Below are 26,799 nucleotides of genomic sequence, written 5' to 3'. Positions count from 1 at the left end.
CGTCGGTGTTGTTGATGAACCAACTGTCGTGGATGGATCCGCTGTCGCATCGATGAGACACCAATCCGTCGGCCCAGTGACCATTGGACTCAAACCCGTTGTCTGCGACGTAGAGACTCCAGATTTCAAAGTCGTTCCCGGTCGCCTCGATGCCTGCCCCGCACAGCGCGTTGATGATATCGAGGTGGTGAATCCGGAAGTACGCGCCTTTCGCGAGCATGTTGGTGCCATGCCCGGCGTAGAGCGACGATCCGCACGCCCACAGGTTGTGGGTGCGGTAATCCTTTCTGCCATCAATGATGAGCTCCGAGATCTCATAGTTGCTCATCGTCGGATCGAACTCCATTAAGGGTCCAAGAAGGCTGTTGCCGGCGATAATCCTCGCCTTGCCGGGGCCGGTTGACGTCAGGAGCCGCAGCGGTGCTCGAATGCGGAGTTTGTCGCCGTCGACAACGTAGCCGGGGTTTCCAGGCTCGAGATACAGATTCACATTGGAATCGATGCATGCCTGAAGAGCGGCACGATCGTCGTTCCAGTCGTTCGGATTGGCACCGGCGCACTGCGCTGAAGCCGTTGCTGAATGCAGCAACAGGATCGCCGCCGTCAGCAATAGTGAAGCCCAGAGGCGAGAAATAGCGCGTAGCATGTGATCCTCCTTGTGTTAGGAGGGTAATGTGAGGACGCTTGCGGCTCACGCAAATTGCGGCGGAGAATGTGGCGGAAGATCCGCCCGCAGGTCCCGCCGCGCTGGCTTTTCCGACGAATATTCCGACGGAGCTTCCGCGGCTGCGCCGTGACGTCTCCGACAAGTCTGCGCCGTTGCTCGCACGCCTGGTCCCAGCCGGGCAATACGACGAGTTTCCGTTGGCTGTAGAGTCATGACTGAGAAGACTGCAGTAGCAGGCCGGGGAGGTGCGAGTGCAGTTACTGCCAGGCGCCGCCGTGTACGCGCGGGCGCGCCGTCACGTCGTGCTGGACGTCGTGGATCACGGGCCGTGCCGCAGCGTGCGGCTCGTGCCTGCCGCGGGCCTCGGTCCGCCCGTCACCCTGATCAGCCCGTTCGATGTCATCCGGCCGATTGCCGCAAGCGATGTTCCCCGTCCCTCGAGTCCGAAGAAGGCGGCGCGGGCGTGCGCGGCAGCCGTGAGGCGATCGCATGCCGCCTCGGAGCTCCGCGCGGCGGTGGACGCGGACATCAGGATTTTCGACTACCAGCTCGAACCCGCGATGGCGATCGTGGGCGGGCATGCCTCGCGTCTCCTTCTTGTCGATGAAGTCGGGCTCGGCAAGACGATCCAGGCGGGGCTCATTCTCGCGGAGCTTCGCGCGCGCCATCTGCTCACGCGCGCGCTGATCCTCACGCCGGCGGGCCTTCGCGATCAGTGGGCGGCGGAACTTCGCGATCGGTTCGCGCTGGAGGTCGTGCGGATCGACGCCGGGGAACTCTCCGACCTTCAACGAGCGCTGCCGCCGTGGGTGAATCCGTGGACGCTGCCGCGCGTGTGGCTGGCCTCCATCGACCTGCTGAAGCGCGGCGAGCTGCTGCCGCAGCTCGAGCACGTCACGTGGGACGCCGTGATTGTGGACGAGGCGCACCACGCGGCGCGCGGCACCGACCGGCATGCCGCCGCTGCGCTTGCCTGCGCCCGTGCGCGCGTCGTGGTTCTTCTGACGGCGACGCCGCACAACGGCGACGCGCCGGCGTATGCCGATCTGTGCAACCTCGGCGCGCTCGAAGGCGACGATCGGCCGCTGAGAGTGTTCCGGCGCCGGCGCGGCGACGTGACGGCGGGAACCGCGCCACGCCGCGTGCGCGTCATCACCGCGAACAGCGCGCCCGCCGAGCGTGCCCTGCGCGCGTTGCTGCGCGCTTACGCCGCGCGCGTCCGGCTGGAGTCGGGCGGTTCGGCGCCAGCACGCCTCGCCATGATCGTGCTCCGCAAGCGCGCACTGTCCGGGCCCGCGCCGCTGGCGCGCTCGCTCGCCCGGCGCCTCGAGGCGCTCTCTGGTTCCGCCGGTGAGTCGTCATCGCAACAGCTCGCGTTCGACTTCGGCGACACCCTCGGCGGCGAGCTGATTCCTGACGACGGGGAGCCGGGCGAGGTGTTGAGCGCGCCGGGCCTGCCGGACGCGGCGCGCGAGCGCGAGATGCTGGCGAGCCTGCTCGACGCCGCGCGCGCGGCCATCCCCGGCGCGTCGAAGGTGTCTGCGCTTGCACGAGCGCTGTCACGCGCGAGCGAGCCGGTCATCGTGTTCACGGAATATCGAGACACGCTTGACGATCTGCGGCGCCAGCTCGCCGGCATCGGGGGGCTCGAGGTCTTGCACGGCGCGATGATGCCGGCCGAGCGAAGGCAGGCGGTCGCGCGGTTCACGGCCGGCACGGCGCGCGTGCTGCTGGCCACCGATGCCGCGGCCGAGGGGCTGAACCTCCATTATCGATGCCGGTGGGTTGTCCACCACGAGGCGCCGTGGAGCCCGGTCCGCATCGAGCAGCGGAACGGGCGGGTCGATCGCCTTGGCCAGAGCCGCCGCGTGCACGTGTGGCACCTGGTCGCAGGAGGCACCGAGGAAGCCGGCATTCTCGCACGCCTCGCGCGGCGATCGTCTGCCGCGCGCCTCGAATCGAGCGCCGTGACAACGGGGGCGGCCGAGGCGGCGCGGGTCGCACAGCTGAAGCGCCTGCCGCCCGCGGACGTACGGGCGGACCGGCCGCTCGTTGCGCGCGTTCGGCCGCGCGGCGCCTCGCCCTGGCTGAGGCGCGGCCAACGACTCGCGGTGTTCGCCGGCACCGTGCTGGATGGCGCCGGCCGCTGCGTCGCCCGGCTCTACGCGGGAATTCGCGGCCATCATCTCTCCGGGTGCCGCAAGGCGGCGTCGAGAGATCTCGGCACGGCGGCACGCGCCAGCATCGCCGCGCACCGCAGGTTCGCGCGCACGCTGGCGATTCGGGAGCGCGCAATCGAAGCGGCGCTCAGGCCGTCTCGCACCCCTGCCATCCAGCCGGCGCTGTTCGATCGCCGTGCTCTCGCGGAGGCCGCCGACCGCGACGCGGAGGCGGGCCGGGCGTTCGACGAGGTCGCGCTGCGCCGGTCCGTCGCGGACGGCGCGGCGCGCCAGTTCCGCGTATCGATTGCGCTCGTCGCCTCCTTCGTCTCACGGTGATGCAGGACGCGTCGACGTTCGGCGGCTCGCTGTTGTCGCGAAGCTACCTCGCGTCGCTCGCCGGGGCGCAGGATGGCCGCACTGACGCATCCGCGATCCGAGCGTTCAGAACGATCTGCCGCGATGCCGCCTCGCTCGGTCGATGGTCAGCCGCGCGAGCCGTTGCGGACGTGTTCGCAGCGCCCATGGCGCGGCTGCTCGGATTCGAGGTGCGGGGGTGGCGGCCGTCAGCGGACGGGCTGTTTGCCATGACGCTCGCCGCCGGCACGGAGGCGCTGGCGATGATGGTGGCCATGCCCGCCCAGGAAGGGGTCGAGCGGATCCGGACGCGCGTGGTCGCCGCCGCCTCCGCGGCGGGCCTGCGCTGGGCGATCGTGTCGAACGGCCGGGTGCTCGCCCTGGTGGACTGCGCCAGGCCGCACGCCCGGCGATGGCTCTCCGCGGACGTGGCCGCGTGCGCTGCTGATCCGGACGCGGCGCAGGGGCTGCTTCGCGTCATGAACGCGCGCACCCTCGCGCCGGACGCGTCGGGACGCGCGCCGCTCGAGATGATGATCGCCACCTCTGAGGCGGACCTGCGCGGCGTGCGCGCCGCCTTGCAGGGCGGCGTCGAGCGCGCGGCTCTCACGCTCACCTCGGCCCTGTCGCGCGGCAGGAGCGGTGGCCGCGACGTGGAGCATCTCTTCGGGGAAGCGCTCACCGTCGTCTATCGCATCTTGTTCCTTCAGTTCGCCGAATCGCGCGGGCTGGTTCCGGTGTGGCACCCGACCTACCGCCGCGCCTACACCGTCGAAGCGCTGCGCGAGATCCTGGAAGCCGGATCGGATCACGCCGGGATGTGGGACGCGCTGCAGGCGATGGCGCGGCTCGCTCACCGCGGTGCCCGCGCCGGCGAACTGGTCGTCGTGCCGTTCAACGGCCGCCTCTTCTCTCCGGCGCACGCGCCGGTCGTTGCCTCTCGCCACATCCCCGACCGCGACGCGGCCGCCGTCGTCTCCGCGCTGACCCTCGTCGAGCGCGACGGCGGGCGTCCGGACCCCATTCCGTTCGTCGATCTTGGCGTCGAGCAGCTCGGATCGATTTACGAGCGCGTGCTCGACTTCACGCCCGAGCGCGATGCTGCGACCGGAGCCGCCACGCTGCGCCGTGGCGGCCCTCGCAAGAGCACGGGGACGTTCTACACGCCGCGCGCGCTGACCGAGTTCATCGTCAGGCGCACGCTGCAGCCGCTCGTGGCCGGCCGCGCGCCCGAAGACATCCTGAAGCTGAAGGTGCTCGATCCCGCGATGGGCAGCGGCGCGTTTCTGGTTGCGGCCTGCCGCTTTCTCGCGCGGGAGTACGAGGCGTCGCTCGCGCGAAACGGCCTCGCCGGCGCAGAAGATCTGTCGCCGCGCGATCGCGCCGGGTTCCGGCGACTGGTGGCGCAGCACTGCTTGTACGGCGTCGATGTCAATCCGATGGCGGCGCAACTGGGGCGGCTGTCCCTCTGGCTCTGTTCGCTTGCGGCCGACAAGCCGCTCACGTTCCTGGACCATCGCCTGCGCGTTGGCAACAGCCTCGTCGGCACGACGCTGAACCACGTGAGCGTCCGCGCGCCGGGAGGCCGCGGCCGCTCCAGTGAGGCGACCCTGTTCGGGCCAGATGCCCTGGAGTCAATCGGTCGCGCGCGCGAGATCCGGCTGGCGCTCGATGCAACGCCGGACGACACCATCGAAGACGTGCATCGAAAAGAGGAGCTGCTCTCCACGCTGGAGTCCCGCGACGGGCCGCTGGCTTCCTGGCGTGCGATCTGCGACGCGTGGTGTGCGGCCTGGTTCATGCCAGGCATCACCATTCGCGGCGCCGACTTCGCGGCGATGTCGGCTGCGGCCCGGGGCGATGCGGCGTTTTCACACCCCGCGGTGTCCAGGCTGCTCGAGCGGGCGCGCGAGATCGCGCGGGCCCGCCGCTTCTTCCACTGGGACCTGGAGTTCCCCGAAGTGCTCCGCCCTGATGGCGGCGGGTTCGACGCGGTGATCGGCAACCCGCCGTGGGAAATGCTCCGGGGCGAAGCAGACGCGAAGGCGCTCCTGCGCTTCTCGCGCGACTCGGGAACGTTCCGCCTCCAGTCCAAGGGGCACGGCAATGCGTACCAGCTGTTCCTGGAGCGGTCTCTGGAACTGGTGCGAAGCGGCGGCCGGTTCGGTCTCGTCCTGCCCTGGGGAATCGCGGCGGATGAAGGCAGCGCAGGGTTGCGCCGCGCGCTGTTCGACAAGGCCTCGCTCGACGAGGTTGTCGTCATCGACAACCGCGACGCGATCTTTCCCATCCATCGCGCGTTGAAGTTCGTCGCGCTGTCCGGCACGAACGCGGGGCACACGCCGTCGCTGCGGCTCCGGCCGCCCATTCGCGACCTGGCCGATCTCGATCGGCTCTCGAGCGGTGCGGCAGCCGGCAGTGAACCGGCCGAGATCAGCCGCGAGCTGCTCGGCCGCCTGTCGGGCGAGGTGCTGGCCATCCCCGGTGTCTCCGGAGCGGCGGAAGTGCACGCGCTCGACTTCCTCACGAGAAGCGCTCCGGCCGCTTCCAGCGCATCGGGCTGGGGGCTTCGGTTCGGCCGCGGGCTGAACGCGACCGACGATCGGGCCCTGTTCCGCGAATCCGGCGACGGTTTCCCCGTGATTGCAGGGCGTCATATCAGCCCGTTCCACGTCGAGACTGCCGGATTGCCGGCCCGCATCCCGGCGGACGTCGCGCGAGGCCGGCTCGGCGACGCGGTCCTGCGCCATCGCCTGTCGTACCGCGACGTTTCCGGCGCCGGCAACCGGACCACGCTCGTCGCCGCCATCGTTCCGCCGCGCGTCGTGACGACGCACACGGTGTTCTGCCTGAGGACGAGGCTGCCGCTCGACGAGCAGCTGTTTGTGTGCGCGCTGCTCAACAGCTACGTGCTGAACTTCGTGGCACGCACGCGCGTCGGCACGCACGTGACCACGGCAATCGCGCACGCGCTGCCGCTGCCGCGCCCCTCCCGGTCCTCACCGGTGTTCTCGCGGATCGCGGGCCTTGCACGGGCGCTGGCGTCCGGCCCTGCCGACCCGCAGCTCGCCTGCCGATTGCAGGCAGAAGTGGCCATGCTGTTCAATCTCGACGCCGGCACGCTCGAGACCATTCTCGCGACGTTCCCGCTCGTGCCTCGCGATGAGCGTGACATGGTGCTCGCCGCTGTGCGCGCGCGGTGTGCGATATAGTGTGCCCACGTGAACGTGGCGCCGGGCGCGGCCCAGTCGAAAAAGGGCACACCGCCGGCCGATACGTATAGAATGCCGGAGCGTTCTACTTAGACATGAGACCCCGCCGCTGGATCTGGCTGCTCGTGGCGGCCGGCGCCCTGCTACAGGCTGGCGCGTGGGCACTGATACGCCTCGATCTCCTCGGGCACACCGTCGGCTACATCGCCCAGGCCTCTGTTCTCTGGATTCTGGTCATCCTCTTCGCCGTGTTCGCGACCCGGCGCATGGAGCTGCTGAACACGCGCTTCGAGGAGCACCGGCAGGAGCACCAGCTGACGCTCGGCCAGATGGAGCAGATGGAGGCGCAGAACGCGGTGCTGCAGGTCATCACCCGTACGCCGGACGTGGCGCTCGCCTTCCAGGCGCTCGCGCGGCGGCTGGCCAACGTGGTCCCGTGCGATCGCGTGGGACTGGCGCTGCTCAAGGAGGGAGGGCAGCGGTTCCAGACCTTCACGGCGCGCGTCGGCGAAGACGAGCGGCGCAACCGGCCGCGGCCCGAGCTTGAATTCAGCATGGATCGGAGTCTGGTCGGGCAGGCCGTCCGCGAGCGCGAGCCGGTCATCGTGGACGACCTGTCGGTGGCGGCGCCGGACTATTTCGACGCGAACGTGCTGCACTCGGCCGGCTTCAGGTCCGGGATGATGGTGCCGCTCATGTCGAAGGGGCGCGCGGTCGGCACGATCACGCTCGTCTCGCGCAGCCCGCACGCGTTTCGGGTCGAGCACGCGCGCGCGCTCGAGCAGATTGCCGAGATCCTCGCCGTCGCGTACGTCGCGCAGCAGGCGCAGATGGCGCTCGCGCGCTTCCGCACGGTGGAGGCGATGTCCGAGCTGACGCTCTCGATCGCCAACGAGATCAACAGCGCCCTCCAGATCATCATCGGGCACTGCGACCTGCTGGAGCGCAGCTATCCCGATCCGTCGCTGCAGCGTGACCTGGCCACGGTCATCCGCCAGGCGCAGCGCATCTCCGAGCTGCTCGAGAAGATGCGCGGCTCGGCCACCGAGCGCCTGCGCGAGGTGGCGGCCTCGGTCAACCAGGCAGGCATCCCATCGAGCCCGGAAGGGCTGATCCGCGAAGAGCCGCTGTAGAGGAAAAGGGGGACAGTCACACTTTCCGAAACGACGCCCGGGAAAGTGTGACTGTCCCCCTTTTCCGAGACGACGTGAACAGGATCGCGCTCCCTCCCGGGACGAACGACGGCTGGTTGTCATAGCCCGGGCTCTTCGAGATGTTCTCCGGCGTGCCGATCCGGATGCTGCTGTCGGTGTCAGGCGAGAGCGCCGCCAGGAACACCTCCGACGCCGGTGCCACAGGCGCCGGACCGGTGGCAGGCGCGGGCTGCGCGGCCGCCGCGGGGGTCGCGGCCTGCAGTGCCAGCGCCAGGACGGCCCCCAGCATCGCTACTCCTCGACCTTGACCACGGACCGGCGGCTCTGGTGCGTGTCGACGATATCCGCGTGCAGCTTCTTGCTCATATAAACCTTCGACTCGCGGTTGTCGAAGTGCGCCTCGTAGTGGACGATGTCGAAGCGGAGCGCGTCCAGGGCGCTGCGCATCTCGTAAAACTTGTTCTTGGTCTTCGCGATGATCTCGTCGAAGCCGCACGCCACCGCCCAGACCTCCTGCTCTTCGGTGAGCGCGCGGAAATGTCCCTGGCCCCGCCAGTCGCGGCGCGTGCCGCCGATCCACTGGTACAGCAGCCTGCGCCCGTCGAGCTGCACGGCGCCGCCGATGCGCTGCACCAGGTCGCGCAGCTTCGGGTCCGTTTCTTCAGCCCTCAACTCGTGCGCGACCTTGTAGGACACCGGCACTACGCTGCCGGGATCGTCCGGGAGAGGCGCAATGGCCATGAGTATGAGGTGCTGGCGGTCGGACAGGCGGCGGATGATCTCGTTCGCGCCCTTGCGGCGCGGGAACTCACCGAACAACTCTTCGATGTACTGGATTTCGAGCGCCCCCTGCTGCAGGGGGTACTGCTTGATCACGTATTCCACTGCCGCTCCGGGGTATCAGGAATGACCGTTAAGTTTACTGTATCCTCCTACGTATGAAGCGGATGATTCTTATCGTGCTCGCCGCGTGCGCCGCCGTCCGGCTGGTCGCGGCCGACGCGCCCGCGATCGATGCGGCGCGCGTCCTCAATCACATCAAGGTGCTCGCGTCCGATGACTTCCAGGGCCGGAAACCCGGCACCGCAGGCGAAGACAAGACGGTTGCCTACCTCGAGGCCGAGTTCGCCAAGCTCGGCCTCAAGCCGGGCAACACCAACGGCACCTACCTTCAGAACGTGCCGATGGTCGGCATCACGCCGGAGGCCACGTCCCTCGTTCTCGAAAAAGGGGGACGGAAGCTCGAGCTCAAGTACCGCGACGACTACGTCGCGTGGACGAAGCGGGTCACCGGCAGCGTCGCGCTCGGGGCGTCCGAACTGGTCTTCGCCGGCTACGGCGTCGAGGCGCCGGAGTTCAACTGGGACGACTTCAAGGGAGTCGACGTCAAGGGCAAGACGATCGTCGTGTTGATTAACGACCCGGCCGTCACGGGCCCGGATGGCAGGCTCGATCCCAAGGTCTTCGGCGGCGAGGCGATGACGTATTACGGCCGATGGACGTACAAGTTCGAAAGAGGCGCGGAAAAAGGGGCGGCCGGCGTGCTGATCGTCCACGAAACAGGGCCGGCCGGCTACGGGTTCAACGTCGTGCAGGGCAACACGGGGGAGAAGCTCGATCTGGTCACGCCAGACAAGAACATGGGACGCGCGGCGATCGAAGGCTGGCTCGCGCTCGACACGGCACGCGCGCTGTTCGCGCTCGCCGGACACGATTTCGACGCGCTGAAGAAAGCCGCCACGTCGCGTGATTTCAAGCCGGTCCCGCTCGGTGTCACCGCGACGATGAGCCTCAAGAACACGCTCCGGACGATGGATTCGAGGAACGTCGTCGCGAAGCTCGAGGGCGCGGACCCGGTGTTGAAGGACGAGTACGTCATCTACACGTCACACTGGGATCATTTCGGGGTCGGCGAGCCGGTCAAGGGAGACAACATCTACAACGGCGCCGCCGACAATGCGTCCGGCGTGGCCGTCACGCTCGAAATCGCGCGCGCCTTTGCCCAGGCGACGCCCGCGCCGAAGCGATCGATCCTGTTTCTCTTCGTCACCGCGGAGGAGCAGGGCCTGCTCGGATCCCAGTACTACTCCGTGATGCCGATTTACCCGCTCGAGAAGACGCTGGCGGTGATCAACATCGACGTCGCGAACACGTGGGGGCGGACGAAGGACATGACCGTGATCGGCATGGGCGCGTCGGATCTCGACGACTACCTGCGCGACGCCGCCAGGGAACAGGGGCGAGTGCTCCGCCCGGATCCGGAGCCGGAGAAAGGGTTCTACTACCGCTCGGATCACTTCAATTTTGCGAAGCAGGGGGTGCCGGCGCTCGATCCCAGCGAGGGGATTGAGTTCGTCGGCAAGCCTGCGGGCTACGGCATGAAGATGCGCGAGCGGTTCACGAAAGAGGACTACCACACGCCGTCAGACGAGGTGAAGCCGGACTGGGATCTGAGCGGCGCGGCGGAAGACGCGAAGCTGTTCTACCAGGCGGGCTACCGCGTGGCGAACGCGGCGAAGTTCCCGGAGTGGAAGCCGGGCAACGAGTTCCGGGCAATCAGAGAGAAATCGCTCAAGAAGTGAGGTCGGTGAATTACTTCAACCGGCGCGCGACGAGCGCCTGCCTCGGGCCGCCGCGTTCCACGTACCGCCGCGCGCGAGCGTCGAACAGCGCGTTCGCGCTCGCGTCCTTCTCAATCGCCTTCAGTTCGTAGAGCGCCAGGACGAGCAGAAACGGCGTTTCGTGATCGTCGGGGTCCGACGTGATCAGCCCTCCGGCGACGCGCTCGGGCTCGGCGCGGCCGTCGCTCACCGCGAGGCTGCGGAACGTCACCCGCGCCACCGCGTCGAGGGTACGCGCGCGCCGGCGCAGATCGAGGAGGTCGGGATAGGAAAGAGTCGAGCGGTTGACGCCGGCGTCGCGGCTCCGCGACCGAACACCCGCGATGCGTTCGGGATCGGCAAACGGAAACGGCTGGAGGAGCACGCCGTCCACCGTGCTGAAGGTCATGGCGTTCACGCCGATGCCGAGCGCCATGCAGATGACCGCGATGGCCGTGACGCCCCTGTGGCGCCGGAGCGAGCGCGGCGCGTAGCGGAGGTCCTGGAGCATATAGGCTCAAACGATCCCGGGACGGCCGCTGTTCGTCGCGTGGCGTGTGCCGGCGTGTTATTCTCCCCACCCATGTTTTTCGCGGGAGTTCTCGCGGGACTTCTCGCCTCCGCCGCCCCCGTGCACAGCGGGCGGGAGGGCAAACTCGACGTCGTCATTCCGCGCTTCGAGGCCGGCGTGGAGGTCGACGGCCGTCTCGACGAGCCGGTCTGGAACGACGCCGCCTCGCTCACCGACTTTTCCCAATACGCGCCGGTGGACAACCTGCCCGCCGAGCAGCCCACCATCGTGCTGGCGTGGTATTCGCCGACGGCGATCCACTTCGGGATTCGCGCGTCGGCGCCGCCCGGAACGGTGCGCGCGACGCTCGCCGATCGCGACCGGCTCGACACCGAGGATCAGATCCAGATCTTCCTGGGCACGTTCAACGACGGCCGCCAGGCGTTCATGTTCGCCGTGAATCCGCTCGGCGTGCAGGCGGACGGCGCGCTCACCGAGGGCACGCGCGGCGTGTCGCGCGGGTTCGATGGCCTGAGCACCGGGCGCGAGGCGGTGGACCTCAGCCCCGACTTCGTGTACCAGTCGAAGGGACGGCTCACGGATGCAGGCTACGAGGTCGAGGTGCGGATTCCCTTCAAGAGCCTGCGCTACCAGTCGTCGCTGACACAGGACTGGGGCATCCACGTCGTCCGGAAGATCCAGAGCAACGGCCGCGAGGACAGTTGGGCGCCGGCGCGCCGCGCGTCCGCGTCTTTCCTGGCGCAGTCAGGGCGATTGCGCGGTCTCACCGAATTGAGGCGCGGCCTGGTCCTGGATCTCAATCCCGCGGTGACGTCGCGGATCGACGGCGCGCCGGACGCCGGGCGCTGGGCGTACGACGGCGGCGCGCCGGAGTTCGGCGGCAACGTCCGCTGGGGGCTCACGAGCAACCTCACGCTCAACGGCACGATCAACCCGGACTTCTCACAGGTCGAGGCGGACGCGGGACAGTTCGTCTTCGATCCGCGATCGGCGCTCTTCTTCGCCGAAAAGCGGCCGTTCTTTCTCGACGGCATCGAACAGTTCACGACGCCGAACAACCTGATCTACACGCGGCGCATTGTCTCGCCGCTCGCCTCTGCGAAGATCACCGGCCATACCTCCGGCGCTGGCGTCGCGCTGCTGACCGCCGTCGATGACCGCAGCACGTCCGCGCACGGCAGCCATCCCGTCTTCACCATCGCGCGGATCCAGCGGGACCTGAACGCCAGCACGCGCGCGGCGATCGTCTACACCGATCGCATCGACGGGCCGGACTCGAACCGCGTGCTCGCCGCGGATTCGCGCATGACGTTCCGCAAGCTGTACCGCCTGCAGGTCCAGGCCGCCGTGAGCCGCACGGCCCGCAAGGGCGTCGCGACGTCCGCTCCGCTCTGGGACGTGTCGCTCAACCGCGACGGCCGGCGCTTCGGATTCCTGTACTCGCTGCGCGGCATCGACCGCAATTTCCGCGCCGACAGCGGGTTTTTGTCCCGCACGGGGGTCGCGCTCGCCACGATCGATCACCGGCTCACGTTCTACGGCCGCCGCGGCGCTCCCCTCGAGAGCTGGACGACCGACTTCGTGCTCGACGGCACGTGGCAGTATGACGACTTCGTGAACGGCCGCGGAGCGCAGGACCGCAAGTTCCACTGGAACAACAACGTCGTGCTGCGCGGCGGCTGGCGCGCCACCGGCTCGGTCCTCGTCGAGACCTTTGGGTACGACGAGGAGTTCTACGCCGACTACGGATTGCAGCGCGCGCGGGCGGACGGATCGACGGAGATCCTGCCGTTCACCGGCACGCCCGACCTGGGCAACCTTGACTACGTCGTGCAGCTCACCACGCCACGCTTCTCCACGGTGTCGGGCAACGTCTTCCTCATCTGGGGGCGCGACGAGAACTTCTTCGAGTGGGCCAGCGCCGACATCGTCTTTGCGCGCTACGGGGTGGACTGGCGGCCGACACAGCAGCTCCGCGTCAACCCGCAGTATCAGCTCCAGCAGTACCGGCGGCGCAGCGACAACAGCCTCGTCGGCCGCCGTCGCATCCCGCGGCTGAAGGTGGAGTACCAGCTCACGCGCGCGATCTTCCTGCGCTGGATTGGCGAGTACGATGCGAACGAACAGGACGATTTGCGTGACGACACCCGCACGAACCTCCCAATCGTGATTCGCGACCGGTCCACCGGCACGTACCGTCCCGCGCGCGGGTTCTCGCGCAACCAATTCCGAAACGACTGGCTGTTCTCGTACCAGCCCACGCCCGGCACGGTCGTGTTCGCGGGTTATGGCAGCACGCTGACCGAGCCCCAGCCGCTGCGGTTCAACGAACTTGAACGGTTGCGGGATGGGTTCTTCGTGAAGATCGGTTACTTGTTCAGGATTTAGGCAATGCATCCGAATGAAGAACCTGTCTACCGCGTGCTCGATGAACTGCACATCCCCTATACCCGCTACGAGCACCCGCCGGTGTTCACCGTCGAGGAGGCGCAGCAGCACTGGGCGTCGATCCCGGCGACGCACTGCAAGAACCTGTTCCTGCGGAACAAGAAGGGGGTCACGCACTACCTCCTGATCGCGGAAAGCACCCAGCCGGTGGACATCGCGTCGGTCACCGCAAGCCTGAACGAAGACCGATTGAGCTTCGCCTCTCCGGAGCGGCTCGCGACCTATCTCGGGTTGACGCCGGGATCGGTTTCGCCGTTCGGCCTGATACACCCGGCCGCGAACGACGTCCGCGTCGTCATCGACGCGACGCTGCGTCAATCGGGCGCCGTCGCATTCCATCCCAACATCAACACGGCCACGATCGTGCTCTCGTGGGCGGATTTCGACCGCTTCCTCCAGCACCGCGGGAACGTGGTGAGATTTGTGCAGCTCTGAATACTTATAATGGTCGCTGGAGGAGACAGTGGGCTATCCCGACTTTCTGACCCAGCCGATGCGTGAAGAGCTCACGCGGCTGGGGTTCCGCGAGCTGAAGACCGCCGCGGATGTCGATCGCGTCGTCAAGCAGAACGGTGTGGTGATGGTGGTGGTGAACTCGGTGTGCGGCTGCGCCGCCGGGCGGGCGCGCCCAGGGATCGCCGATGCCCTGACGCACGCCGCGAAGCCGGACGTGCTCGCGACGGTGTTCGCCGGCGCGGACACCGAAGCCACCGCGCGTGCACGCGAGTACTTCGCCGGCTATCCGTCCTCGTCGCCGTCGGTGGCGCTGCTGAAGGACGGCGAGCTGTTGTACATGATGGAGCGCAAGAACATCGAGATCCGCAGCGCGCAGGAAATTGCGGACGAACTGCGCGCCGCATTCGACAGGTTCTGCGCCAGTCCGGTCAGCCAGTAACAGACGCACCGCGGAGCGCGCGGAACGCGCAGAAGCAGTTACCGCTCGTACGATTCGCGTCGCGCCGCGGCGCTTTGTTTGACGACGAAGCGCCGCGGATCCTTCCAGAACATCCCCCGGAACTCCTGCAGCGACGAAGCGCCCCCGTAGCTGACCGACGAGCACAGGTGTTTCAGCATGTCGTAGATGACCGGCCGCGCCGATCCGCGCACCGGCACGCTGATCTCCATGCCTTCCGCGCCGAGCGCCTCCACGTCCACCTGGTCGGCGTCTTCGACGTCCAGGCGATCCTTGATGGCGCCGATTGACGCCATGCCCCGCAGCACCTTGAACGGGACCTTCACCGTCTTCTGTGACTCGGGCAGCAGCACCGACTTCTGCACGACGTCCCCCGGTGTCTCGAGGGTGCCCGCGAACGCGCTGCCCAGCATCACCGTGTCGCCGCCGAACAGGAGCGCAAGGGCGATGGAGCCGTCACGCTTCACGCCGCCGTCGGCGACGATCGGCAGTGCATCGGGACCGAGCCCCGCCGCCGCGCGACACTCGACGAGCGCCTGCAGCTGCGGCACGCCGAACGACGTCGTGAGCCGCGTGGTGCACCCGCCCCCGGGCCCGATGCCGACCTTGATGCCGTCGACGCCGCGCTCCCTGAGGAACGTCGCGCCGTCCGCCGTCGCCACGTTCCCGGCAATCAGCTCGAAGCCGCCAAAGCGCTTCCGGAACTGCTCGATCGCCCGCTCCATCACGGCCGAGTGCCCGTGAGCGATGTCGATCACGATGACGTCCACGCCGGCCTTGATCAGCTCTGCGGCGCGCTCGAGATAATCCCCCTTGGCGCCGATCGCGGCGCCCACGCGCAGCCGCCCCTGGCTGTCGCGCGTGGAGAAGGGCGCCCGCTGGTGCTTGATGATGTCCTTGGCGGTGATCAGCCCGAGCAGGCGGCCGCCGGCGTCAACGAGCGGAAGCTTCTTGATCTTCCGCTCGATCATGACGCGCTCGGCGGCGGCAATCGAGATTTCCCCTTCGTGCGTGACCAGCTTGGCCGTGGGGGTCATCCGCTCGGCTACGTGTCCCGCCCCCGGAACGAAGCGGACGTCGCGCTGTGTCAGCAGCCCCTGCAGCTTCCGGCCGGCGTCCACGACCACGAGCGTGCCGACATGCGACGCCTCCATGATGGCGCGCGCCTCGGCCAGCGTGGCGCCGGGCGTGATCGTGTACGGATCGAAAATGATGCCGTGCTGGGTGCGCTTGACCTTTTCGACCTCCCGGACCTGCGGCTCGATGTCGCCGCTCCGGAACCCGCGGTCGATGATGCCGATGCCCCCTTCCTCCGCCTGCACGACCGCCATCGGCGCCCGCGTGACCGTGTCCATGTTGGCCGACACGATCGGCCGCTTCAGCGTGATGTGCCGCGACAGCCGGGCGCTGAGGTCGAGCCGCGCCGGATCGCGCCGCTCGACCACGCTGAACTGCGGCTTGAGGATGAAGTCGTCAAACGTGCAGCCCTGGACCGAATCCAGGAGCCAGCGGGAGGAATCCATACGGGGAAGGATACGTCAATCGGGTTCACGTCCAGCTGTGCCTTGCCGGAGCCTCGACGTAGGACGCGTCCAGTTCCGCGAGTGAGCCGCAACCGAGCAGCTTCATCGTGCGGATCAGATCGCTGCGCAGGATCTCGATCGCGCGCGCGACGCCGGGACCGCCGGCCGCGCCCAGGCCGTACGCATAGGCACGCCCGACGAGCACCGCCCGGGCGCCGAGGCACAGCGCCTTGACCACATCGCTGCCGCGACGGATGCCGCCGTCGAGCAGCACTTCGGTGCGGCCGCCGGCCGCCTCCACCGCTTCTGGCAGCACTTCCAGCGTGGGCCTCACTCCGTCCAGCTGCCTGCCACCGTGGTTCGACACGACGATCGCGCTCGCCCCCTCATCCACCGCCCGCCGCGCATCGTCTGCGGTATGCACCCCCTTGACGACGATGGGGCCGCGCCACGCGTCGCGGATCCATTTGAGATCGCGCCAGCTGGTCATCGACTGCTCGAGCGCCACGCCGACGTCCGCGTACGGCATCGGCCCTTCGGGCAGCACGACGTTGGGGAAGTTCATCAGGCCGCCGTCGCGCAGGAACCCCGCCAGCCAGCGAGGCCTTGCGAGGAACTGCGGGAGGAAGGGCAGCTTCGGCCAGAGCCCGGGGCCGGTGAGCTGCTTCATGCCGTTGCGCAGATCGCGCTCGCGCTGGCCCGCCACCGGTGTGTCGATCGTGACGACGAGCGCGGACATGCCCGCCTGTCGCGCTCGTTCGATCGTCGCCAGTGCCACGTCGCGGCCGCCGAGCAGGTAAAGCTGGTAGAAGACCGGCCCTCGAGACGCCGCCTTGACGTCCTCGAGCCGGGAGCCGGAGAGCGTCGAGAGGATGCAGGCGGTGCCGGCCTCCCCTGCCGCGCGCGCCGCCGCCTCTTCGCCGCGCGGATAGAACAGCCGGCAGCTTCCGACCGGCGCCAGCAGGATCGGAAGCGCAAGCGGAAGGCCCAGCACGGTTGTGCGGATGTCGCAGGCGGCGGTCGCGACGGCGGACCGCGGCCGGAACGCCATCTCCTCGAAGACGCGGCAGTTCGCGCGGAGCGTGATCTCGGCGTCGGCGCCGCCGTCGATGTAGTCGAAGACGGCGCGGGGCAGCCGGCGTTGAGCGGCCCGTCTCAGGTCCTCGATGTTGACCGCGCGATGGGATGCGAGCGCGTGAGGCATGCGGGACATAATATGGCGGTTGCTGGTGTCCTGGATCCAGGCCTACGATCCGCTCGGGAACGCGTTCCTCAGCACGCTGGTGGCGGCGCTCCCCATCGTGCTGCTGCTGGTCGCGCTCGGCGTCCTCGAGTGGCGCGCGCACCTGGCCGCCTTTTCCGCGCTGGCCGCCGCGCTTATGACATCGACGGCGGTCTTCGGCATGCCGCCGGGGCCTGCCGCCGCAACGGCCGCCTTCGGCGCGGCCTACGGCTTCCTGCCGATCGGCTGGATCATCCTGAACGCCGTCTTCCTCTACAACCTGACGGTCGAAACCGGCCAGTTCGAGATCGTCAAGCACTCGGTCGGCCGCCTCTCGAACGACCGGCGGATCCAGGTCCTGCTCGTGGCGTTCTCCTTCGGCGCGTTCATCGAGGGGGCGGCGGGATTCGGCACGCCGGTCGCGATCTGCTCGGCCCTCCTCATGGGCCTCGGATTCAGGCCGCTTCACGCGGCCGGACTGTCGCTCATCGCGAACACGGCGCCCGTCGCGTTCGGCGCGATAGGAACGCCGATCCTGACGCTCGCAGCCGTCACCGGGCTGGACGCGAAGACGCTCGGGATGATGGCCGGACGCCAGCTGCCATTCGTCGCGGTGATTGTGCCCGCATGGCTCGTCGTCGCGATGAGCGGATGGCGGGGGCTGCGCGGCGTGTGGCCCGCCGTGCTGATCTGCGGCGGCAGCTTCGCCGCGGTGCAGTTTCTCTGGAGCAACTTCGTCGGCCCGGAGCTGGTGGACATCGCCGGCGGGCTGACGTCCATCGCCGCGCTCGCGCTCTTCTGCCGCGTGTGGCAGCCCGCCACCGCCGACGGGCCCAATGCGGCACACGATGGCCCCGCCCTCGCGATCCGTCCCGACGAGCACGCACCGCGCGCGGCGCTCGTGCGGGCATGGATGCCATGGGTATTCCTCAGCGCCGCCGTGATGCTGTGGGGCCTCGCGCCCGTGAAAGCGCTGCTGAACGGCGGGCCGGATGGACTCGCAGGGTACCGCGCGGGCCGGCCGCCGGCGTCGAGCCCGATCCTCGCGCCGAGCTGGGAAGTGCCGCTCCTGCACCGCACCGTCTTTCGCGAGTATCCGGTGCGGCCGGACCCTGTCGATCGCGCCCGCCTCGACGATCCGGCGTACCGGGCCCGCCGGGCGGAAGCGGCGGTGTTCACGCTGAATTGGGCGTCGGCCACGGGCACCGCGATCCTGCTCGCGGCGCTCGCGACAATCCTCTACCTGCGCATCCCCGCCGCGCTCGCAGTCAGGGTGGCGGGCCGAACGCTGCGGCGCATGCGCACGTCGCTCGCGACGATCATGCTCATGCTCTCCCTGGGGTTCGTCACCAGGTACGGCGGGACGGACGCGACGCTCGGCCTGGCGTTCACGAAGACGGGCGCGCTCTACCCGTTTTTCGCGACGTTCCTCGGATGGCTCGGCGTGGCGCTGACCGGTTCGGACACCAGCTCGAACGTGCTGTTCGGAAGCCTGCAGAAAATCACCGCCGAGCAGCTCGGCTTCAACCCGATCCTCATCACCACCGCCAACAGCACCGGCGGCGTCATGGGCAAGATGATCGACGCCCAGAGCATCGTCGTCGCCACGGCGGCGACCGGGCAGACGGGTCAGGAAGGACGAATTCTGCGCTTCGTCTTCTGGCACAGCCTGGCGCTGGCGACGATCATGGCGGTGATCGTCATGCTGCAGGCGTACGTGTTTCCGTCGATGATCCCGTAGGGGGAGTGGTGTCCATCGGGGAATCGGGGCATCGGGGTATCGGGTAGTTGCGGAGAAGGTCCGCTTCTACGGGATGGAAGCCTTGAACCGCTGTCGAGACAGGTGTTGATGATGTGCCTGAACACGCGCGGTTTCGGCGGGGCTGACGTTTGCTTTTTTCGCAAAGTCCGGCCAGGCAGAGACAGCCTCGTCCACCTGTTCCAACACGGAATCGGCTGTGCCGATTGCGAACTCGTCAGCCACTAACAACAAATCATCTCGGGTTATGCCGGCGAACTTTCCGTTCACCGACATCAAATGTTGATACGTCCACTCCCCTCTTGGATTGTAGGCATGCGTCACGTCATATGCCGGCGCCAGCTCCCAAGCTCCACCCTGCCGCAACAGAAACGAAACGTTTTTCGTGTGATCATCGCAGTTCGCGCCCATGGCGTTGAACGCGACCCGTCGGAATACCTCTTCGAGTGATGCGTACCCGAGATTGAGCCGGTCAACCACCAGCAGCAGCTGACTGACGTCGTGGGTGGCCTTCTGTCGAAAGTCCAAGTGCGCTAGGCCGCAGAGTGTTTGCAGATGGTGTTTCGTATTGACGTCGCGATCAAAGCGTTTGGTCATGAAGTGCGCGCGACCGTTCTCCTCGAGCAACCGACTGGGTGACATGGTGATGCCGGCAGCGCTGGCCATCAAGTAATACGCGTACTCGATACGACCATAGTCCTGGCTGACGCCGAGCCTCTCGTCGACACCTACGCCGTCGAACTTGATCAACCAGTGCTCGAACCCGGGTTGCACATCAAACTGGCCGGCGCGAATCTCGTTTGTGGCGGGATTCCAGGAGACAACAGCCTTGGCGCGAGCGCCACCAGCGGATGTGCCAACCTGGATAATCTGCGCGAGCGCGGCTTCCGCATGTGCGTCGTCGTCAATCTCGCCCTCCACAGCTCGTCTAGCGCTTTCGACGAGGGCCGATAGCTGGATCGCCGTGCTCTTGGCGGACCGGCGCGGCCCTCTCGACGGCCTGAATTCCAAAGCGCCCAAGCCTCTCTTGCCCGTATAGGCGAGCCGGTCAAGCGAGGTTATCTGCGATCTGGGAATTCCTTCGCGTGCCATCCACGCGTCGACGAGAAGGTTTCCGAAGTCATCAGGCAACGCGTCTGCAAGCATTCCCGGCAGTCGGCGGTAGGTCAGCTCAGGCAGATCGGGGAATACGAATGGTTCACGAGCTGCCGAAAGCGGCATTTCCAGCGGCGCGAGTTCAACGCCGGACTTCACGAACGCAGGCTGGTATTCGAAGGCGTAGTAACCCAGTGACGGGTCGAGCGCCACGGCACCGACGCTCTTGTCCCAGATGCGAACTTCAATTGTGGTGACCGGGATGTACACGTTCGTCGCTACGGTTTCTTCTGCTGCTTACGTTTTCGAGAGGCCCGCTGGCGGGGGTGCTTTGTGCTCAGCATCTGCACAGGGCTGATTGAAACGGCTGGAGCAAGTGTCCGAAGCCAATCCGCCCGGCTGAGGACTCGCAATGCCTGGATAAGCGAGCGAAGCGTAGCGCCTTTGCCGTTTTCGAGGTTTTTCACTGCGTTCAACGCGATCCCCGCTCGATCCGCCAGTTCCTCTTGACGGAGGTTCTCCCGAAGCCTGAGGTTACGGATTTGCCGGCCCAGCTCTATTTCCAGGTCGTGACTGCGTTGCAACTTTGTAGAAGCCCTTTTAGAGTATTTTAATACGTGTCTACGATAAATACAGACCTTTTAAAGGACGATAAACTAATCAGTTTAAAAAACTATTAAAGTACTTAAAAAGGTATATTTTATCCTTAAATCTATATAATGGACTAAAAACAGTCTATTAAGTGCGATCCTGGCCTGCCCACCAGGTGGTGCCTGCGACCAGCGCGCCGATCGCGGCGCCGGCGGGGAGCGACATCCGTATCTGAATCAGACTACCCCGCTGATAAGACGCGATGAGCATCGCCACGATCGTCCCGCCGATCGCACCGGCGCCGATGAGCGGCGCTGCTCTCAGCCATCCGAGCGAGCGGAGAGCGAACAGAACCGGCACTCCCCAGGCAAGCGTGACGGCATAGGCAATCGGCAGCGCGAATGCGGCAATCGTCACGAGTTCCTGCAGCGCCCGGAACAGCCCGAGACGGTAGTCCTGCGTCCAGGCGAGGACCACCACGCCCGCCCAGTAGCCAATCGGCGCGGCGAGAGGACCGACCAGGAGCCCGCGTATCGGGTGCCGCATCGCGCCCGTCATGGATGTTCTTACACGCCGCAGGTCACGCGGCGGTATCGCCAGCCCCAGAATGGCCCGTTCCTACTTCCGCTCGGGCAGGCAGGTGCACGCGTATCGCTCCGTGAGTCGACGCAGCACGACGCGCATCTCATTTCCTACGTCGATGGACGAGTCCACCGTCAACCCGAGTTCCGCCTTGGCCACCTCCGCGGGATCCAACCGCGGGTCGTCTTTGGTCGAGACGGGCACCTTGCTCGTCTCTTCCGCCTTCTTCCTGACGGCCTCGAGATCTTTCGCGTACTCCAGCACCTTCATCACACTCTCGAGGTACTGCTCGGACGTCAGTTGTCCGATCGCAAAGGCATGACACAAGTGAGTGAGGATCGCGATCTGCACGGCGGCCTGACTGTTCACCGCCTGGAGGACCTTCGGATCGACGGACAGGCCCAATCCGAGCAGCTTCGTCGCGTCGAACTTGATGCCGCTCTCTACAAACCTGAACCCGATGTCGCAAAACCGTTCGACCTTCTTGACGTCGACGCGCTTCAGATCGACCTGCGCGATGCCTGTCACCGGCAGCGGCCGGGCCGCAATCGGCGCTGACGCGGTCCAGAGCACGACGAGAGCCCCCGCGATTCCTGCCACCGTCACCTTCATCTCTGATCTCCTCCCGGAGGGCGCTTCGCCGCATCGTGGCGAACGGGCCGCGCGATGGTAGCACGCGCCCGGGATGTCTTGCGGAAGGGAGTGTGGCGTGATTACTTTTCCCGCGGCTCCTCGAGGTAGGTATACCCCTGCAGCCCCTCTTCGTAGAACTGCAGGAACCGGCCGGCCTGGGTGTAGTCCAGCAGGCCGTCGCGAACCGCCGACTCGACGTCGGCGCGGAACTTCTGGACCAGATCGTCCGCCTTGAACTCGACGTAGTCGAGCACCTCGCGGACCGTGTCCCCCTTGATGACGGCGTCCAGCACCACGTTCCCCTTGTCGTCCAGGCTCACGTGCACCGCGTGGGTGTCGCCGAAGAGGTTGTGCAGGTCGCCGAGGATTTCCTGGTAGGCGCCGACGAGGAACACGCCGAGGTAATAGGGCTCGCCGTTCACGCCGTGCAGCGGCAGCGTCCGCTTCACGTCGCGGCGATCGACGAACCGGTCGATCTTCCCGTCTGAATCGCACGTGATGTCGCCGATCACCGCGTGCGCCGTGGGCGGCTCGTTCAGCCGGTGAACCGGCATCACCGGGAAGAGCTGCTTGATCGCCCAGGCGTCCGGGCACGACTGGAACAGCGAGAAGTTCCCGAAGTAGGTCGTCGCCAGCGTTTCGTCGAGCGCCTGCAGGTCCTCGGGCACCTCGTCCATCTGCTGGACGATCTTCTGCAGCTTCACGCAGATCGCCCAGAACAGGTTCTCGGCATGGCTCCGCTGCTCGATGGGCAGGTACCCGCCCATGAACAGATTCATGGCCATGTCCAGCGCCTGCTGCGCGTCGTGGAAGCTCTCGAGCGCGTTGCGCGGCGACACGCCCTCGTAGGTTTCGTACAGGTCGACGAGCGGCTGCTCCATCTCTTCCACGGCTGCCGCATCCGGTATGCGTTCCTCGCCGAACCCTGACACGCCGAGCACGTTGAAGATGAGCACGCTGTGGTACGCCACGACGGCGCGCCCGCTCTCCGACACGATCGTCGGGTGCTTCACCTGCGCATCGTCGCAGACGGTCTGCAGGTGATAGACGACGTCGTTGGCGTACTCCTCGAGGGTGTAGTTGACGCTGGACTCGAAGTTGGTCTGCGAGCCGTCGTAGTCCACGCCGAGGCCGCCGCCCACGTCGATGTACTCGAGCCCCGCGCCCGCCTTGACCAGCTCGGTGTAGATCCGCGCGGCTTCGTTCAAGGCCCCCTTGACCACGCGGATGTTCGGGATCTGGCTGCCCAGGTGGAAGTGCAGGAGCTTGAAGCAGTCCTCCATCCCGCGCGTCTTCAGCTCTTCGAGGCCGCGCAGGATCGCCGCCACGGTCAGGCCGAACTTCGAGCGATAGCCGCCGGAGCTCTGCCACCGGCCGCCGCCGCGCGCCGCCAGCTTGACGCGCATCCCGATCTGCGGCCGCACGCCGACGCGCTCGGCGTAGTCGAGGATCAGGCCCAGCTCCGTGTACTTCTCGACGACCGGGATGATCCTGCGGCCCATCTTCTGGGCCAGCATCGCCATCTCGATGAACTCGGCGTCCTTGAACCCGTTGCAGATGATCGGCGTCTCGTTGCTCGCCACGGCTGCCACGGCAAGCAGCTCCGGCTTGGAGCCCGCCTCGAGGCCAAAGCCGTACGGACGGCCGAAGTCCACCACTTCCTCGACCACCTGCCGCTGCTGGTTGACCTTGATGGGGTACACGCACATGTACTTGCCTTCGTACTGGTGCTGCGCGATGGCGCCCTGGAACGACTGGTAGATGTCGCTCAGGCGGTGCCGCAGGATGTCGCGGAACCGCACCAGGATCGGAAGGCCGATCCCGCGGAGTTGAAGATGATCGACCAGCTGCTTCAGGTCGATCGACTGGGCCGGCTCCTTCGTGGGATGGACGAGCACGTGCCCGGACTTGTCGATGGAGAAGTACCCCTTCCCCCACCGGTCGATTTCGTACAACTCACCGGCGTCCGCGACCGTCCACGGCTCGCCGAGCTGCCACGCTCTCGGCAGCCGCGTGATCTGCGTGCTCACGCGGACATGATAAAGGAAATTTCGCGAATGTGAAGATCGATATGCGGCGCGCCGCGCGGTGGACCGGCGGCCATGGCTGTAGCATAGGGACATGACGACAGCGACGCTCGGGTGGGTCGCGGTGGCCCTGTACTTCCTGATCACCATCGCGCTGGCGGTTCGCGGCGCGCGGCGCACGCGGTCGCTGGCGACCTACGCCGTCGGCGACCGCAGCATTCCCGCATGGGTGATCGGGCTGTCGCTGGCGGCGCAGCTGACGAGCGTCGCCACTTTCGTCGTCAACCCGGGCCTCGTCTACGCATTCGGGCTCTCGGCGCTCTTCGGCTACGGCGTCAGCGCCGGGCTCGGGATCATGCTGGGGCTCGTGGCGCTGTCGCGACGCTTCCGCGGCCACGGCGTGCGCGTCCAGGCGCTCACCGTCCCGCAGTGGATCGGCGCGCGATACGAGTCCACGGCGCTCAGGGCGCTCTTCGCGGTCCTCTCCCTCGGGCTGGTCACCTTCGCGACGCTCATCGTCGTCGCCCTGTCGGTCGTCCTCGCCAGGCTGCTGGACCTGCCGCCCGGGTGGGTGGCCGTCGGCCTGACGACGATCGTCGTGACGGGAGTGATGCTGGGCGGCGCCACCGGCCACGCGTGGACCAACGCCGTGCAGGCCTCGATCATGGCGGTGGTCGCGGTGCTGATGATCGCCAACGGGCTGCCGCTGCTCGCGGCCGAGCCGGGGGCCGGCGCGCGGCTGGCGGCGATCGACCCCAACTTTCTCCGGCCGGTGAACCCCGCGTCTCCGTATTTCCGCAACGTCTTCGAGGTGTTCTTCTGCAATTTCCTCGTCGGCGTGGCCATCGTCTGCCAGCCGCACATCATGAGCAAGGCGCTGTACGTCCGCGGCGATCGCGAGGTGCGCACGTACCTCGGCACCGCGATCGCGTGCGGGGCGGTCTTCACCACCGTGCTGGTGACCGGCGTGTGGGCGCGCCTGTCGCTTGCACAACCCGCGGCAATCGATCGCGCCATCCCGGCGTGGATCGCCACGGCGTTCCCGGGGCCGCTGCAGGTATTGATCGCGGTCGGCCTCCTCTGCGCGGGACTCTCGACCCTGGAAGGCATCTTCCTGGCGCTCTCGACAACCTTCTCCGCGGACTTCTACCCGCTTCTCGCGCGAGAACGCCGCGACCGCACGGCGTTCATGGTCGGACGCGCCGGCCTTGCGGCGGTGGGAGTCGTGACGGTGCTGCTCGCCATCTGGCAACTCGAGCACCCGACGGGAGGGAGCGTGGCGATCTTCGCGCAGTACGGTGTGTACCTGCTCTTCTCGGCGTCATTTCTGCCGCTCGCGTGCGGCATGTTCGTCCCGCGCGCGGGACGCGCCCTGGTCACCGCCGGAGTGCTGGCAACGCTGGCGGGCTATGTCGTGGTCGCCGCATTTCGCATTTCACCGTTTCACAACAACCCGGGCTTCCTTGCGACCGTCGGCATGCTGCTCGGGTGGGCGGCCGTCGGTGCGGGATTGATTTTGCGGGGGAGACCGGCCGGCGACGTGGCCGCAGTTGAGGAGGCGCACCGGTGATGACGCACGTCGGATACGTCCGCAGCCCGCACCGGCAGGCGGCCGATGTTCCCAAGGGCCTGGGTGCCGAGCACACGGCGGCAGGTGTTCTGGAGATCCTCCCGGAGTTCGAAACGGGTCTGCAGGACATCGAGGGCTTCTCCCATCTCTACGTGATCTGGGAGTTCGATCGCTCCAGCGGCTACGAGTTGCTCGGCACGCCCCCTTCCGACGATCGACCGCACGGCGTCTTCGCCACGCGCGCTCCACGCCGCCCCAGCCCGATCGGGCTGACCGTCGTGGAGCTGCTCGGGCGGGAAGGACGGCGGCTGCGCGTCCGCGGGGTGGACATGCTGGACGGGACGCCCATCCTGGACATCAAGCCGTACCTCTCGAACGTGCCGCCGGAAAAACTCCGGCGCGGATGGCTCGCCGAGGCCGAGGCGCGGAAGAAAGAATGAAGCGGCTCACAGTTCTGTAATCTCCCTCGGCCTTCGTAATCTCACGCGCGACAAAGACCCGCGGTCTGCAAGGGATTTGCGCCGATTCGCGCTGGCAGCCGGATTGCGATAAGCCGCGCGTTCCCATGCAGTTCACCGTCAGGCTCGCTATCGGAGTGCCGGAGGGCGCGAGACGGCTGCCGACCGTCCTCGTGATGTCAGACGACGAGAACTGGCGGGCGGCAACGGGGCGCGCGCTGGAGCAGGAGGGCTACCAGGTGCTGGCAGCGCGCCACGCCGGCCAGGCGCTCGTGACTGCCGTGCGGCACGCCGCGCCGATCGATCTCCTCGTCTCGGACGGCGCCCGAGGCTGCCGATCGGACTTCTCGCCGCGGCTCTTCGCGGAAAACCCGCGGATGCGGCTCCTTCACCTCGGCGCGCGCCCGCGCACCCGCGAGGATCTGCTCGCCTCCGTCAGCGGCGCCCTCGCCTGAGAAACTATTCTTCTGCGCCTTCCGCGCCTTCGGCGGTGAGCCTACGGCTTGCCCGGCATCCTGAAGAAGGAATCCTCGAGCGGCAGGTTGAACTCGATCTTCTCGACCGTCATCGTCATCATCAGCTGGCCGTTCATCAGGTTGCGCACGGTGTGCGGCACCGTGATCCCCTGTTCGGCTCTGTAGTCGTCCAGCTCGGTGTCGATGTTGAACGCCTGCCCCCCCTGTTCGAGCTGGTTCGACATGCGCAGCTCGATGCCGCTCTCGGCATCGAGATAGTAGTGCTGCACGCGGCCGTTCTTGCGGGTCACCTTCAGCGTGTACACACGCCTGCCGTTCGGAAGCTTGTCCGCCCCGTCCGGCGACTCCCCCTTCACCAGCTCGATCGTGTGTCCCTTGGTCTTGTAGTCGACGAACGGGCCGTCAAAGTCCGCCTGGTCGCGCGTCATCTCCGCCTGCGGCCCGGGCACTTCCTGCGCGGCATCGGCGCCCATCATCGGATTGATCATCCACGCCTTCTGGCCGTCGAAGGCGGTCACCACCTTCTTGTCCTGGATCTGCATTTCCTGCCGCATCATGTTCGGGCGCTTCGCGTTGACGGTCATCGGCAGCTCCATGCCCTGCACGCTGACCTTGCCCGTGATGCGCATCGACTGCAGCGCGCGCAGCTTGTCTTCGCCGCCGCGGGCGTTCAGGTTCTTGGCAATCAGTTCGTCGACCGACGGGGCGGCCGCGGCCTGTCCGGCAGTCGCGGCAACCTGTCCCGCGGCGGCGGTCGTGTACGTGATCAGCGCCACCACGGCGGTCGCGGCGAGCTGGAAAGCCTTGCGCATGAATCCTCC

23 protein-coding genes are annotated in these 26,799 nt (G+C 67.2%); 11 read left to right on the top strand and 12 right to left on the bottom strand.

Translation table 11 applies throughout. From position 1 onward, the window contains the following. A partial coding sequence (locus HYU53_03690; protein ID MBI2220291.1) for a hypothetical protein occupies nucleotides 1-646 on the bottom strand: 646 nt, incomplete at its 3' end. A 272-nt stretch (nucleotides 647-918) separates the two neighbouring features. Between HYU53_03690 and HYU53_03685 the strand changes: the two genes are divergently transcribed. From HYU53_03685 to HYU53_03675, 3 genes are all read left to right on the top strand, one after another. After that, the gene (locus HYU53_03685; GenBank protein MBI2220290.1) at nucleotides 919-3,165 is read left to right on the top strand and encodes a DEAD/DEAH box helicase; all 2,247 of its coding nucleotides are present in this window, start codon (nucleotides 919-921) and stop codon (nucleotides 3,163-3,165) included. Next, nucleotides 3,162-6,395, top strand: a complete 3,234-nt coding sequence (locus tag HYU53_03680; protein MBI2220289.1) for an N-6 DNA methylase — start codon at nucleotides 3,162-3,164, stop codon at nucleotides 6,393-6,395. Before HYU53_03685 ends, HYU53_03680 begins: the two co-directional genes overlap by 4 nt. Before the next feature lie 95 nt (nucleotides 6,396-6,490). Then, nucleotides 6,491-7,528 (top strand): GAF domain-containing protein, encoded by a 1,038-nt coding sequence (locus HYU53_03675; GenBank protein MBI2220288.1) that lies wholly within the window; start codon nucleotides 6,491-6,493, stop codon nucleotides 7,526-7,528. A gap of 16 nt (nucleotides 7,529-7,544) precedes the next feature. Here HYU53_03675 and HYU53_03670 read toward each other — a convergent pair whose 3' ends face one another. Together HYU53_03670 and HYU53_03665 are read right to left on the bottom strand one after the other, a co-directional pair. After that, a complete protein-coding gene (locus HYU53_03670) occupies nucleotides 7,545-7,838 on the bottom strand; it encodes a hypothetical protein (protein ID MBI2220287.1) in 294 nt (97 codons plus the stop codon). Nucleotides 7,839-7,840: 2 nt separating this feature from the next. Next, nucleotides 7,841-8,434 carry a hypothetical protein gene (locus HYU53_03665; GenBank protein MBI2220286.1) on the bottom strand — a complete coding sequence of 198 codons (594 nt, stop codon included), beginning with the start codon at nucleotides 8,432-8,434 and terminating at the stop codon, nucleotides 7,841-7,843. A gap of 62 nt (nucleotides 8,435-8,496) precedes the next feature. Between HYU53_03665 and HYU53_03660 the strand changes: the two genes are divergently transcribed. Next, nucleotides 8,497-10,131: a M20/M25/M40 family metallo-hydrolase gene (locus tag HYU53_03660; protein MBI2220285.1), complete on the top strand. Its 1,635-nt coding sequence runs from the start codon at nucleotides 8,497-8,499 to the stop codon at nucleotides 10,129-10,131. Between the two features lie 10 nt (nucleotides 10,132-10,141). On the opposite strand, the gene HYU53_03655 is transcribed toward HYU53_03660, so the two are convergent. Beyond that, on the bottom strand, nucleotides 10,142-10,660 hold the full coding sequence (locus tag HYU53_03655; protein ID MBI2220284.1) for an ABC transporter permease: 519 nt from the start codon (nucleotides 10,658-10,660) through the stop codon (nucleotides 10,142-10,144). A gap of 72 nt (nucleotides 10,661-10,732) precedes the next feature. On the opposite strand from HYU53_03655, the gene HYU53_03650 reads away from it, so the two are divergent. Genes HYU53_03650 through HYU53_03640 form a run of 3 tightly spaced genes read left to right on the top strand, consistent with a single transcriptional unit; the run spans nucleotide 10,733 to nucleotide 14,024 of the window. Beyond that, nucleotides 10,733-13,069 (top strand): carbohydrate binding family 9 domain-containing protein, encoded by a 2,337-nt coding sequence (locus tag HYU53_03650; GenBank protein ID MBI2220283.1) that lies wholly within the window; start codon nucleotides 10,733-10,735, stop codon nucleotides 13,067-13,069. Nucleotides 13,070-13,072: 3 nt separating this feature from the next. Then, nucleotides 13,073-13,564: a prolyl-tRNA synthetase associated domain-containing protein gene (locus HYU53_03645; GenBank protein ID MBI2220282.1), complete on the top strand. Its 492-nt coding sequence runs from the start codon at nucleotides 13,073-13,075 to the stop codon at nucleotides 13,562-13,564. A gap of 58 nt (nucleotides 13,565-13,622) precedes the next feature. After that, nucleotides 13,623-14,024 (top strand): BrxA/BrxB family bacilliredoxin, encoded by a 402-nt coding sequence (locus HYU53_03640; protein ID MBI2220281.1) that lies wholly within the window; start codon nucleotides 13,623-13,625, stop codon nucleotides 14,022-14,024. A 38-nt stretch (nucleotides 14,025-14,062) separates the two neighbouring features. Here the strand turns inward: HYU53_03640 and HYU53_03635 are convergent, their stop codons facing one another. After that, nucleotides 14,063-15,565, bottom strand: coding sequence for an IMP dehydrogenase (locus tag HYU53_03635; protein MBI2220280.1), 1,503 nt, complete (start codon nucleotides 15,563-15,565; stop codon nucleotides 14,063-14,065). A gap of 25 nt (nucleotides 15,566-15,590) precedes the next feature. Then, nucleotides 15,591-16,769, bottom strand: a complete 1,179-nt coding sequence (locus tag HYU53_03630; GenBank protein MBI2220279.1) for an alpha-hydroxy-acid oxidizing protein — start codon at nucleotides 16,767-16,769, stop codon at nucleotides 15,591-15,593. A 25-nt stretch (nucleotides 16,770-16,794) separates the two neighbouring features. Between HYU53_03630 and HYU53_03625 the strand changes: the two genes are divergently transcribed. After that, nucleotides 16,795-18,528 (top strand): L-lactate permease, encoded by a 1,734-nt coding sequence (locus tag HYU53_03625; protein ID MBI2220278.1) that lies wholly within the window; start codon nucleotides 16,795-16,797, stop codon nucleotides 18,526-18,528. A gap of 66 nt (nucleotides 18,529-18,594) precedes the next feature. Here HYU53_03625 and HYU53_03620 read toward each other — a convergent pair whose 3' ends face one another. The 5 genes from HYU53_03620 to speA all read right to left on the bottom strand — a co-directional run bounded on the left by HYU53_03620 (nucleotide 18,595) and on the right by speA (nucleotide 23,570). Continuing rightward, nucleotides 18,595-19,911: a type II toxin-antitoxin system HipA family toxin gene (locus HYU53_03620; protein MBI2220277.1), complete on the bottom strand. Its 1,317-nt coding sequence runs from the start codon at nucleotides 19,909-19,911 to the stop codon at nucleotides 18,595-18,597. Nucleotides 19,912-19,919: 8 nt separating this feature from the next. Further along, nucleotides 19,920-20,225 carry a helix-turn-helix domain-containing protein gene (locus tag HYU53_03615; protein MBI2220276.1) on the bottom strand — a complete coding sequence of 102 codons (306 nt, stop codon included), beginning with the start codon at nucleotides 20,223-20,225 and terminating at the stop codon, nucleotides 19,920-19,922. Between the two features lie 154 nt (nucleotides 20,226-20,379). After that, nucleotides 20,380-20,790 (bottom strand): hypothetical protein, encoded by a 411-nt coding sequence (locus tag HYU53_03610; GenBank protein MBI2220275.1) that lies wholly within the window; start codon nucleotides 20,788-20,790, stop codon nucleotides 20,380-20,382. 60 nt (nucleotides 20,791-20,850) lie between these two features. Then, entirely contained in the window at nucleotides 20,851-21,426 is a 576-nt protein-coding gene (locus HYU53_03605) for a hypothetical protein (protein MBI2220274.1), read from the bottom strand. Between the two features lie 101 nt (nucleotides 21,427-21,527). Further along, a complete protein-coding gene (gene speA, locus HYU53_03600; GenBank protein ID MBI2220273.1) occupies nucleotides 21,528-23,570 on the bottom strand; it encodes a biosynthetic arginine decarboxylase in 2,043 nt (680 codons plus the stop codon). Here speA and HYU53_03595 point away from each other — a divergent pair. The 3 genes from HYU53_03595 to HYU53_03585 all read left to right on the top strand — a co-directional run bounded on the left by HYU53_03595 (nucleotide 23,569) and on the right by HYU53_03585 (nucleotide 25,957). Continuing rightward, nucleotides 23,569-25,044, top strand: coding sequence for a sodium:solute symporter (locus HYU53_03595; protein MBI2220272.1), 1,476 nt, complete (start codon nucleotides 23,569-23,571; stop codon nucleotides 25,042-25,044). The genes speA and HYU53_03595 overlap by 2 nt on opposite strands. Next, nucleotides 25,044-25,484, top strand: a complete 441-nt coding sequence (gene tsaA, locus HYU53_03590) for a tRNA (N6-threonylcarbamoyladenosine(37)-N6)-methyltransferase TrmO (GenBank protein ID MBI2220271.1) — start codon at nucleotides 25,044-25,046, stop codon at nucleotides 25,482-25,484. The genes HYU53_03595 and tsaA overlap by 1 nt, the downstream gene beginning before the upstream one ends. Nucleotides 25,485-25,609: 125 nt before the next feature. Continuing rightward, a complete protein-coding gene (locus HYU53_03585; GenBank protein MBI2220270.1) occupies nucleotides 25,610-25,957 on the top strand; it encodes a response regulator in 348 nt (115 codons plus the stop codon). A gap of 41 nt (nucleotides 25,958-25,998) precedes the next feature. Here HYU53_03585 and HYU53_03580 read toward each other — a convergent pair whose 3' ends face one another. Beyond that, nucleotides 25,999-26,790, bottom strand: coding sequence for a hypothetical protein (locus HYU53_03580; GenBank protein MBI2220269.1), 792 nt, complete (start codon nucleotides 26,788-26,790; stop codon nucleotides 25,999-26,001). Nucleotides 26,791-26,799 lie beyond the last annotated feature (9 nt).

The sequence above is a fragment of the Acidobacteriota bacterium genome, assembly GCA_016184105.1.
GTDB lineage: Bacteria > Acidobacteriota > Vicinamibacteria > Vicinamibacterales > 2-12-FULL-66-21 > JACPDI01.
Note: the sequence above shows the minus strand (reverse complement) of the source record. Positions and strands in the feature narration are given on the sequence as shown.